12 protein-coding genes are annotated in these 10,688 nt (G+C 65.3%); 6 read left to right on the forward strand and 6 right to left on the reverse strand.

Annotated features, from left to right (window positions below):
• The first annotated feature begins 36 nt into the window (after nt 1-36).
• The gene (ald, locus tag QRN52_RS22950; protein WP_284756100.1) at nt 37-1,155 is read left to right on the forward strand and encodes an alanine dehydrogenase; all 1,119 of its coding nucleotides are present in this window, start codon (nt 37-39) and stop codon (nt 1,153-1,155) included.
• 163 nt (nt 1,156-1,318) lie between these two features.
• The gene (locus tag QRN52_RS22955; protein ID WP_284756101.1) at nt 1,319-1,900 is read left to right on the forward strand and encodes a mismatch-specific DNA-glycosylase; all 582 of its coding nucleotides are present in this window, start codon (nt 1,319-1,321) and stop codon (nt 1,898-1,900) included.
• Between the two features lie 44 nt (nt 1,901-1,944).
• On the opposite strand, the gene QRN52_RS22960 is transcribed toward QRN52_RS22955, so the two are convergent.
• Nucleotides 1,945-2,514 (reverse strand): TetR/AcrR family transcriptional regulator, encoded by a 570-nt coding sequence (locus QRN52_RS22960; protein ID WP_284756102.1) that lies wholly within the window; start codon nt 2,512-2,514, stop codon nt 1,945-1,947.
• A 95-nt stretch (nt 2,515-2,609) separates the two neighbouring features.
• On the opposite strand from QRN52_RS22960, the gene QRN52_RS22965 reads away from it, so the two are divergent.
• Together QRN52_RS22965 and QRN52_RS22970 are read left to right on the forward strand one after the other, a co-directional pair.
• Nucleotides 2,610-3,617 (forward strand): SLAC1 family transporter, encoded by a 1,008-nt coding sequence (locus tag QRN52_RS22965; RefSeq protein ID WP_284756104.1) that lies wholly within the window; start codon nt 2,610-2,612, stop codon nt 3,615-3,617.
• 83 nt (nt 3,618-3,700) lie between these two features.
• Nucleotides 3,701-5,173, forward strand: coding sequence for an HNH endonuclease (locus tag QRN52_RS22970; protein WP_284756106.1), 1,473 nt, complete (start codon nt 3,701-3,703; stop codon nt 5,171-5,173).
• 316 nt (nt 5,174-5,489) lie between these two features.
• Here the strand turns inward: QRN52_RS22970 and QRN52_RS22975 are convergent, their stop codons facing one another.
• From QRN52_RS22975 to QRN52_RS22995, 5 genes are all read right to left on the reverse strand, one after another.
• Nucleotides 5,490-6,221: a hypothetical protein gene (locus QRN52_RS22975; protein WP_284756107.1), complete on the reverse strand. Its 732-nt coding sequence runs from the start codon at nt 6,219-6,221 to the stop codon at nt 5,490-5,492.
• Entirely contained in the window at nt 6,218-6,769 is a 552-nt protein-coding gene (locus tag QRN52_RS22980) for an RNA polymerase sigma factor (protein WP_284756114.1), read from the reverse strand. Before QRN52_RS22980 ends, QRN52_RS22975 begins: the two co-directional genes overlap by 4 nt.
• Nucleotides 6,770-6,902: 133 nt before the next feature.
• A complete protein-coding gene (locus QRN52_RS22985; RefSeq protein ID WP_284756108.1) occupies nt 6,903-7,568 on the reverse strand; it encodes a hypothetical protein in 666 nt (221 codons plus the stop codon).
• Nucleotides 7,569-7,771: 203 nt separating this feature from the next.
• On the reverse strand, nt 7,772-8,818 hold the full coding sequence (locus tag QRN52_RS22990) for a Gfo/Idh/MocA family protein (RefSeq protein WP_284756109.1): 1,047 nt from the start codon (nt 8,816-8,818) through the stop codon (nt 7,772-7,774).
• Nucleotides 8,819-8,860: 42 nt separating this feature from the next.
• Entirely contained in the window at nt 8,861-9,472 is a 612-nt protein-coding gene (locus QRN52_RS22995) for a TetR/AcrR family transcriptional regulator (RefSeq protein ID WP_284756110.1), read from the reverse strand.
• Between the two features lie 123 nt (nt 9,473-9,595).
• Between QRN52_RS22995 and QRN52_RS23000 the strand changes: the two genes are divergently transcribed.
• Nucleotides 9,596-10,159: an NAD(P)H-dependent oxidoreductase gene (locus QRN52_RS23000; protein WP_284756112.1), complete on the forward strand. Its 564-nt coding sequence runs from the start codon at nt 9,596-9,598 to the stop codon at nt 10,157-10,159.
• Between the two features lie 79 nt (nt 10,160-10,238).
• Nucleotides 10,239-10,637, forward strand: coding sequence for a DUF1801 domain-containing protein (locus QRN52_RS23005; protein WP_284756113.1), 399 nt, complete (start codon nt 10,239-10,241; stop codon nt 10,635-10,637).
• Nucleotides 10,638-10,688 lie beyond the last annotated feature (51 nt).

The following is a 10,688-nucleotide window of genomic DNA, read 5'->3' on the forward strand; positions in this document are numbered from 1 at the left end:
AAAGGCCGTTGGAGCCTTTCGAACATGGAGCCCAAAATGATCATCGGTGTCCCCAAAGAGATCAAGAATAACGAATTCCGCGTTGCCATCACGGCCGCAGGCGTTCACGAGTTCCGCACCCACGGCCACACCGTTCTGGTGGAACGGGGCGCAGGCCTGGGCTCCGGTATCACGGACGAGGAATACGCGGTTGCGGGCGCTGAGATCGTGGCCGAAGCCGACGACGTCTGGGCACGCGCTGACATGGTCATGAAGGTCAAGGAACCGATCAAGGCCGAGTACCACCGCTTCCGCAAGGGCCTGATCCTCTTCACCTACCTCCATTTGGCCGCCGAGCCCGAGCTGACCCAGGAACTCATCAACTCCGGCGTCACGGCGATCGCTTACGAAACCGTCCAGGACGGCCGCGCGCTGCCCCTCTTGGCACCGATGTCCGAGGTCGCCGGCCGCCTGTCGGTTGTCGTCGGCGCTTCCTCCCTCATGGCTCCGGCCGGCGGCAAGGGTGTGCTGCTGGGCGGCGTCCCGGGTGTCCGCCCGGCCAAGGTTGTTGTCCTCGGCGCCGGTGTTGCCGGTACCAACGCTGCCGCCATGGCCCTGGGCCTGGGTGCCGACGTCACCATCATGGACATCAACATCAACCGCCTCCGCGAGCTGGATGCCATCTACCAGGGCCGCCTGAAGACGGTCGCTTCCAACGCCTACGAGATCGAGAAGTCAGTGGTCGACGCCGACCTCGTCATCGGTTCCGTGCTGATCCCGGGCGCCAAGGCCCCCAAGCTGGTCACCAATGAACTGGTTTCCCGCATGAAGCCCGGCTCCGTGCTGGTGGACATCGCAGTGGACCAGGGCGGCTGCTTCGAGGACACCCACCCCACCACGCACCAGGAACCCACGTACAAGGTCCACAACACGATCTTCTACTGCGTCGCCAACATGCCGGGCGCCGTTCCGAACACCTCCACCTACGCACTGACCAACGTCACCCTGCGCTACGCAGTGGCGCTGGCCAACCTGGGCGTCAAGGCCGCATTCGACCGCGACCCCGCCCTCGCCGCGGGCCTCAACATCGCTGCCGGCAAGGTCACGCACCGCTCGGTTTCCGAGGCGCACAACCTGCCCCTCGTGGCCGACTGGCACAACCTCGTCTCGGCTTAGTTTCTCTCCGCCCCTAACGGGCGCGACTAAACGATCCCGACGGCGGGGTGCGGCTTCCACGGGAAGCGGCACCCCGCCGTCGGGGTTTTTGGTGAAAACAGCCCCGTACTCGCATTGTGAAACACCGGTAGCCCTCCGCTTCCGGAAGCCCGAAGGTGGAGTGATGGGATTTAGTCGGTCTGTCCTTGATTCGTTCCGAGACGGGAGCCTGCCGGACCTACTCGGGGACCACACACGGCTTTTGTTCGTCGGCATAAATCCCGGCTTGCGCGCCGTCGCGGTGCAGGCGCATTTCGGCGGCGGGAGCAACCGCTTCTATCCTGCTCTCTACCGGGCGGGCATCGTCGATCGGCGGATAGATGCTTCGGCGGGCTTCCGCCCCGAAGACCTCGCGCATCTGCGTGAGCGTGGCCTCGGCATCACGTCTCTGGTCGCGGGAGCGTCGGCGCGCGCGGACGAACTCACCGCAGAGCAGCTCGTCGCTGGAGCCGAAGCACTCTCAGAGCGCGTCGAACGCATCGCTCCGGCAGTGGTGGCGGTATTGGGAATCACCGCCTACCGGGTTGCCTTCGCCCGGCCCCAGGCAACGGTCGGACGTCAGCTGGACCATCTCGGCGGCATCCCCGTCTGGGTGGTCCCGAACCCGAGCGGCCTAAACAGACACGCGAGCCTGGATGACCTGGCAAACGCGTACCGAGAAGTCGCAGTCGCGTCCGGCATCGAACTGTTCACAACATCCGTATAACCGGCACGCGCCTGCTCACGTCTGATCGTGGATTCCTTGCGATGTCACAATCCGTCGACGATGCCGTCGACGACGGCGCGGAATCTCTCCGACGCCATGCCTGTCTTGACGAGCACACTTAGCCCGATCACGGAGGCAAGCAGTTGGCTGGCGGCAGTGCCGGCATCCCGATCCACACCGAGCTCTCCGGACTCTTGTCCTTGCACGATTGCTTGCCGAAACACGGCTTCGATCTGCGTGAAGAGCTCGTCCGCGATGCGATTCACGTCGACGTCCGCGGGGCCGAGCTCCGCCGCGGCATTGACCATGACGCATCCCCGCTGATGCTCGCCCACGCCGGCAAGGACAGTCATGGCCCCTTTGAGACGGGGCCGGACCGGCCCGGGCGCTGAGAACAGCTCGGCCAGGTACTCGAGTCGTTTCAGGCTATAGCGCCGGAGGGCACGCAGGAACAGTGCGTGCTTGCTCTCAAACGTGTTGTAGAGACTGCCTTTGCCAATGCCCAGTTCACCGGCCAGTTCCTGCGGCGTCGTTCCGGCGTACCCCTGACGCCAGAACAGATCCATCGCCCTATCGACGGCCTCAGCGGCCTCGAACTGCATCGGTCTACCCATGGAAAAAGAGTAACCCGCATGATATTGTACTTCAAGGTCAAAAACTAATTTTGCGGCCACATCTGGATCCAGCTGTCCTTTCAGGAAGGCACTCCTTGTCCATTCAAAAGTCCCTGGCACACGCCACCCCGGCAACAGGCCTGCACACGCGCGTCCCGCTGAACACGCTCGCCATCCCACTGGGCCTGGCCGGCCTCGCCCAGGTCTGGTCCGTGGCGGCTTCCGCGCTCGGGCTCCCGTTCGAGCTCGGGCAAGCGTTCTGGCTAGTTGCCGGGATCTCCTGGATCTGGACCGTCGCAGTACACACGCATCGCGGCAAGCGCACCGACCAACCGCTCTCTCATCAGCTCACGCACTTCGCCCAGGGTCCGCTGGCGGCAATCCTTCCCATCGCCGCGATGCTGCTCGGAGCGAACCTTCACCACACGATTCCGCTGGCCGGAACTGTACTGACGTTGATCTCCATGGCCGCCGCAGCCGCGTTCGCCGCATGGATTCTGGGCTTCTGGATGCGTGGGCAGTTGCCGCTTGAATCCGTTCATGGCGGCTACTTCCTGCCCATCAGCGCAGCCGGTTTAGTCGGTGCACTCGCCGCGGCACAGGCGGGGCTTGACTGGCTCGCCATAGGGAGCTTCGCCGTTGGCATCGTCTTTTGGCTGGTGATCTCCGTGTTCTTCTTCCTCCGCCTCGCGCGCCGTCCAACGATGCCGGCACCACTGCTCCCGACACTTGCGATCATGATGGCTCCCCCGGCCGTTGCGTCAGCGGCGTGGCTCACGATCTCAGGCGGTCGGCCCGATCTTGTGTTCGAGGGGTTGACGGCGATCACGGTTCTGATGGTGCTGATCCAGGCGACGCTCTTGCCGCGCTACGGCGCACTGCCGTTCTCGCTGGGGTTCTGGTCATTCACCTTCCCCGTGGCGAGTGTCGCTGCACTCGCCATTACCTGGTTGCACCTCCTCCAACCGCCTGCCTGGCAGGCCATCACCATTGGAGTGCTCGCCGCCGTTACGCTCCTCGTCGTATCGATCGCGACGAAATCGATCCTCCTGCTCAACGCCACGACCCGCGCGGCACGGCAACAGCGTCGACGTCATCACTGAGAGTTCTTCCGATCTTCATCGTTTTTCGATTGGACGGGCTCCATCGACCTATTAATGTCAGACCCCTCTGCGATGCTTTGGTTATGGCCGGGAACCGGGGAACACAGCAGATCGGAGCGGGCGCGCCTTCGGGCGGCGCGGTCCCTGGGGCTGCTGGGCCGGGCGTCGCTTTCCCGGGCGTCCGGGTGCGGGATCTGATCGACGCCGTGAAATCGCTTCGGCCAGGCGCCGAAAGTACTGAACTGATCAACCAGTTGCGTGCCCTGGAGGATTTGAAGTCCGCGGCCGCCGCTGCCCAGGCCCGGATCGCGGTCGCGTTCGATGCCGCCCAACGCAGCGCCGAGAAAGACCTGGGCGTCCCGGCCGAGGAGCAGGGACGCGGCGTCGCCGCCCAGATTGCCTTGGCCCGGCGGGAATCCCCCGCCCGCGGATCCCGGCTCCACGGCCTCGCCAAAGCGCTCGTCGCCGAAATGCCGCACACCCTCGCCGCCCTGGAAACCGGCCGGCTCAACGAATGGCGCGCAACCCTTTTGGTCAAGGAAACAGCCTGCCTGTCCTCCGAAGACCGCTGCGCGGTGGACGAGGAACTCGCCGCCGACACCGGAACCTTCGACGGTGTGGGGGACAAGGCCATCATCGCCGTCGCCCGTGCCGCCGCGTACCGGCGGGACCCCCGTTCCGTGACCCAGCGCGCCAGCCACGCCGCCACCGAACGGAATGTGTCCCTGCGGCCCGCGCCTGACACCATGACCTACCTGACCGCCCTGCTTCCCGTCGCCCAGGGCGTGGCCGTTCACGCGGCCCTGACCCGGCACGCAGACACCCTCCGCACCACCGGGGACACACGCACCCGGGGACAGATCATGGCCGACGCCCTCGTCGAACGCACCACCGGCACCCCCGGCGGTATTTGCGGGGTTGAAGTCCAGCTCGTCATGACCGACCGCGCCCTGTTCCAAGGCGAGAGCGAACCGGCCAGGCTCCCCGGCTACGGCATCGTCCCCGCCGCTTGGGCACGGACACTCCTCACCGGGAACCGCGGCCAGGCCGGTCCCGGCCAACCCGCGAACCGGACCTTCAAGGTCTGGCTGCGGCGTCTCTACACCGCCCCCGGAACCGGGGACCTTGTCGCGGTGGATTCGCGGGCGCGCTTATTCCCGGCGGGCATGCGGCGCTTCATCCAGGCCCGCGACGAGACCTGCCGGACCCCCTACTGCGACGCACCGATCAGGCACTTAGACCACATCATCCCCTGGCACGACGGAGGACCCACCAGCCTGGCCAACGGCGCGGGCCTGTGCGAAGCATGCAACCACACCAAGGAACTCCCCGGCTGGACAGCAAAAACCAGTCCCGGGACACGGCATGTCCTGGAAATCCGCACCCCCACCGGACACCACCACCGGTCAACAGCCCCGCCCCTGCCAGGCAGCAATCCACTAGGAACCGACCCGCCCGATATCGCGGGACCGTATTCCAGGCGCCACCGACGCGCGCTCCGACACCAAGCCAAAGCGCTCAAATACGCCCGCGTCACTGAACTAGAAGCCGCCTAAGGTCCCTAGGAGATTGCTGAATTAGTCACGGGCCGGGCCCGTCGACTGGACTCATGTGGGTGTTGGTTAAGCCAAGCATCGGGGACGCCTCTGCCCGGATTCCGTGATGGAGGACCTCTTTCGTCCTGAAGAGAAAGCGCCGGCGGGCGGTGGATTCGGCTGACCTGGACGATGCGATCGCGAGGCAAGACTCGATTACGCAGCTGATCGCCGGGACCCGCCGCTTCGGCCCTGATGTCCGTGGCGGCTTGGTGGCGTTCCGCCCGCGTCACCGAACTACGGGCCGCCAGGTCGGCTCAGCCGAACGCGCCCCAAGTTACGGCTTCACCGGGTTGCCCGGAAGGATCTCGGAAGGAACGGGCTGGGGCAACGGGAGCGTAGGGGTTGGGACCTCCGGCGTCGGGATCGTGATCTGTTCCGGGCGGCCCTTGGCGATATCGTGCAATCCATTGCGCGGATCCGACTCGGACCCCGGCGCAGTAGTGCCGGGAGTGGCGTGCGGCGATGGATGCGTGTTGTTGTTTTGGGCGTCGAGGCTTGAGGACTCCGGAGAAGGCGACGCGGGAATGCTTGTTCCCCGGGTGGGCATCGGAACCGGCTCCGGGCGGGTTCCCTGCTGTTGCGGACCTGTGCCGCCCGAGCCGGGGGCGAGCTGGGAAACAACCGATCCCACTACGGCGCCCAAGTGTTCGATCGTTCCCGGAATGCCGCCGTCGGACGCAGCCGCGGCGGTAGCTCCGGCGGCAAGGGAAGCCGCAACGGCAAGAGCCGCAATGCCGGCACGGCGCTTACGACGACGGCGCGCGGCCAGTTCGTCGATCGGCGCACCCGCGGTGCGGGCTAGCGGGGTTGTGGCCGCGACAGGTGCAGCCGCAACGCTCGCAGGTGCCATCAAAGCCTGCACAGCCGCCGATGGCTGCGGCCGGGTGCTCGCAAGGGCTTGCAGTTCCAGCAGCTCTGTCCGGATCTCGTACGCTTCGTCGAGTCCGGCTTCAGCAAGCAGGCGGTCAACGCCTTGCTCGCCGAAGGATGCGGATTTTTCGCTCATGATGTGCCATTCCTTAGTAGTGCACGTTCTCTCAGTGCACTCAATGCCCTGCGCTGCAACTGCTTCACGGCTCCTTGGGACTTGCCCATGATGTCCGCTGTTTCTTCCAACGACAGGTCCGCCACGACCCGTAGCGCCAGGACCTCCCGGTAATCGGGGTTGAGGTCGGCCAGTAGCTCGGTTACGCCCAAGCCTTCGCCATGTCCGAATGCCTGGTCCTCGGCCGAGGGCGCGCTCCGCGAATCCAAATCAGATTCATAGGGCGCGGAATCAGGGGTGCGTTCCCGCTTGCGATAGTGATCCACCATTCGCGCGTGCGCTATGGAGAAGAGCAGGGTTTTGGCCCCTTGGAGACCTCCTCGGAGGGAATCCAGTTTGGGATAGAGAGCCAGGAACACGTCCTGGGTAACTGCTTCCGGATCGTCCACGCCGCGGGCGCGCAGGTATCCAAACACCGGTCCGGAAAACTCGTTGTAGGCAGCCGTGAAGAGCAGTGCGGGATCTTCCTCGTCCGCCTGCAAATATTCGTCAGCCAAAGGGTCAAGCACCCGCGACCCCTCCATCCCACGCAGCGCGGTCATCGTCCCTGGCCTGAGAAATGACCACCGCTGCAGTCTGTTGCGTCGCGGGGCTCCTTGTCATTTAGCCAAGGAGCCCCGCCGTTCAAGCGTAGCCGCAGTGTTACGGGCTGACAGAATCGGACGGAACGTGCACAGGTGCGGTCGGCACGTGGGACGGCACGGCCGGGACTGCCGGTACAGCGGGGACGGCCGGAGCGGACGGCACTGCGGGAACAGCCGGTACGGCAGGCAATGCGGCGTTTCCATCGGCGTCGGCGCTGGCGGAAGCAGATCCGTCAGCCTTCAAGCCGGCAGCCTTGCCTTCGCTCACGACGGTGGCGCAGTGTGCGCTGACGTTGGCTTCGCCGCCAGCGGCAACTACCAGTGACGAGTAGCCGGGCACCTTGGTGTCAGCCTTCAGGCCGCCGTTGAGGAGGGCGGTGCAGAGGCCGAACGCCTCAGGTGAGGTGGCCTTGGCCGAAGCGGCCGCGGCCTTGGACTTTGCGTCGTCGACGGCGTCCGTGGCCTTGGACTTAGCGTCGGCAGCGGCGTCAGTCGCCTTCGACGTTGCGGCCTGGGACGCGTCGGCCGCCTTGGACTCTGCGGACTCGGCTGCTTTGGACGCGGCCGGAGCCGGGGCTCCAAGCAACTCGTGGGCGCTCTTCTGCAAATCGTTGGGAAGCGCTCCGTTGAAGGCTGCGACGCCGGTTCCGCCAACCGCTACAGCTCCGGCGGCAAGGACGCCGGCGGCGATTTTGCTGGTGGCAAGGACAGTGAACAAGGACATGAAACCCTCCGACAAACGTTTTGGGACTGCTCCGGCAGCGGCTTTGTCGCTACCGGATGATGAGTGCGGACGTTGCCCACACTCCCCCTACATCGCTGACGGTCCCGGCGAAGTTACGCCCGATCCAAAAAAACTTTCAGCGACCTGGCAGTAGGTGACCCTTCCCAAGCGTTTTGGGGTCATTTGATGCCAGTTCGCTCCGGTCAGGCGAGCGTCCTGGCTTGCTCAATCAGCTTGAGCACCTCAACTGGGCCGGCCGGATCCACGGGGAGCGGCAAAGCGGAGGCGGCACCGCCGTCGGCGATCTTCTCCGCAAGGATCCGGTAGAACTCCTGGTAGGCGCCACGCTCGGTGGGTACCGTGGTCCGCACGCCGTCGATTTCCAGGGTGCCGTAGTGGTGCGGATCGTCGACGCCGTAGGCGCCATCCGTCGGCCGACCGCCCGCCACGATGAAGGGTTCCTGAGGGTCGATTCCGAACTTCACGAATCCACCCTTGCTCCCCAGGATGCGGAAGCGTGGCGCGTGAAGCTGGCTGTTGACGTTCATGGCGACGTGGCTGAGCACTCCCGAAGCGTGCCTTAGGGCCAGGAAGACGTCGTCGTCAGCTTTTTCCTGGGGCCGTCGCGCCAGGATTTCGGCATGGATGACTTCGGCGGGACCGAACATCTGGATCGCTAGGTCCAGCAGGTGGGTTCCCAGGTCGAAGAGCAGCCCGCCGCCGTCGTCGGCCGTGGCACCAGCCTTCCACGCTTTGCTTATTTCTGGCGCCCACCGCTCCATTGACGCTTCGCAGCGCATGACCTCGCCCAACGTCCCGGCGTCGAGCAGCTTCTTCACCGTGAGGGCGTCGCCGTCCCAGCGGCGGTTTTGATAGACGGTAAGCACGCGGCCCAGCCTCGCGGCCAGACCGATCAGCTCCTGTCCCTGCGCGCTGGTCACCGCGAACGGCTTGTCCACGACGACGTCGAGCCCGGCTTCCAGCGCGGCCTTCGCGAGCGGGTGATGGGTCGCTGGCGGCGTGCCGAGCACTACGAGGTCCAGCTCACCGGCTAGCGCCAGGACGTCATCCGGACTGTCCACGATCCTCGTGCCGGGATACCGTTCTTCGGCTTTGGCCTTACGGCCCGGGTCCGAAGTAACGATGACGTCGAGGGAATACGCCGGATTGGCTGCGATGAACGGCGCGTGGAAGACGCTGCCGGAAAGGCCATAGCCGACGACGGCGGTGCGGATCGGTGTGTGGGTCATGCCGCTACGCTACCGGGCGAAGGTGGCCCGGCGAAGGTTATGTCAGCAGTCTTTCAGCAGGCGCGTAACGAGCTCTCGCCACGACGCAGCCAGGCGCTCCGGGGCGACTCCATGGGCGCGGAGGGAATGGAGCATGCGCTCGGGATCCAGCGTGGCGCCGAGGGAAAGAGCTAGCAGCCATGGATCGCGGTCCAGGCCCGCTTCCCGCAGCAGCATCTCGATGTGCCGGTGCCACAACACGACCGGCGGGGCGTCGTGCCGGTTTTGCGGGGAATGCTCCGCCGCGGCACGGGCCAGCTCGCCGTATTCTTCGACATATTTGATGCGCGCTTCGCCGAAGGCAATGAGCCGTTCAAGTGGGGGCGCTCCGGGGCCTAGCGGCGGCGGACCGAAGATGAACTCGCGCTGGAATTCCGCTTCGGCGTCGCTCAGGAGGGTCATCATGAGTCCTGCCCGGCTGCCGAAACGGCGAAATACGGTTCCCTTCCCGACGTCTGCCCTGCACGCGAGCATGTCCATCGTGACGGCGTCCACTCCGCGTTCAGCCACGAGATCCCTGGCAGCCTGAAGGAGCCGTTCGCGGTTACGCGCGGCGTCGCTGCGCTCCGGCTGCGTCCCGAAAGGCGAACCGGGCCGGATGGGGATGAGGCTCACAAAAACATTCTAGCCTCGGGAATAATAAGCGGACCGCAGTCCGTTTAGAATCTACGAAGGCAGCAAAAGCCTCCAAAACCGAGCGCCTGCGGCACCGTCCGCGGCCAGACCCAAGGAGTTCCCATGTCCAAGAACACCGTTCTCGCCCTTGTTGGCAGCCTCCGCGCCGATTCCCACAACCGCAAGCTCGCCGAAGCCATCCAGCTCAACGCCCCGGAAAACGTCGAAGTACAGATCCACGGCTCCCTCGGCAACATCCCGTTCTACAACGAAGACATCGACGTCGAAGGCCAGGTTCCGGCCGAAGCCGCAGCTCTCCGCGCTGCCGCCGCCGAAGCGGACGCAATCCTGCTCGTCACGCCGGAACACAACGGCACCATGCCGGCGTCGCTCAAGAACGCCATCGACTGGCTGTCCCGCCCGTTCGGCGCCGGTGCCCTGGCAGGCAAGCCCACCGCCGTCGTCGGTACCGCTTTTGGCCAGTTCGGTGGCGTCTGGGCGCAGGACGAGGCCCGCAAGGCAGCCGGCATCGCCGGCGCCAAGGTCCTCGAGGACGTCAAGCTTGCCGTCCCGGGTTCCATGATCCGCTTCGCTGAACTGCACCCGAAGGACGACGCCGAAGTTGTTGAGCAGATCAAGGGCATCTTCGAGCCGCTGACTGCCGTCCAGGAAGAAGTCGCAGCCTAGTTCCCAGTTGGCCCCGAGAGTGCCCCTGTCCCGCCGTTGAGGCGTGGGCGGGGGCACTCTTTGTCGATACGATGGCGGCATGGCCGACTACAACCGCCATCCCGACGTCGACGCCTACCTTGAGGCCCTGCCGGACTGGCAACGCGCCATCGGCGGGCAACTACGCGACCTCATCCACGAAGCCGAGCCCGAAGTCGTCGAAACGATCAAGCGCCGCACCCGGCCCTACTTCGTCCTCGACGGCAACGTCTGCGCTCTGCTCGCAGCCAAGGACCACGTCAACCTGTTCCTTTACGACGGCGCGATTGTCCCCGACCCGGACAACATCATCACCTCGGGGCACGACAACAAAACCGCCCGCATGATCACTTTCCATCAGCACGACGTGATCCCGAGTGAACCGCTTATCACCATGCTGCGGCAGATCGCGGCAAACAACCGTGCAGGCGGTTGGCGGAAGATCAAGGGAACGGACTAGGGCGTGTCTCCTAAAGTTCGGGCTGGTGGTCCGGGATGCTGGATGGGTGTC

The sequence above is a fragment of the Arthrobacter sp. efr-133-R2A-120 genome, from assembly GCF_030209835.1.
Taxonomy (GTDB): domain Bacteria; phylum Actinomycetota; class Actinomycetes; order Actinomycetales; family Micrococcaceae; genus Arthrobacter.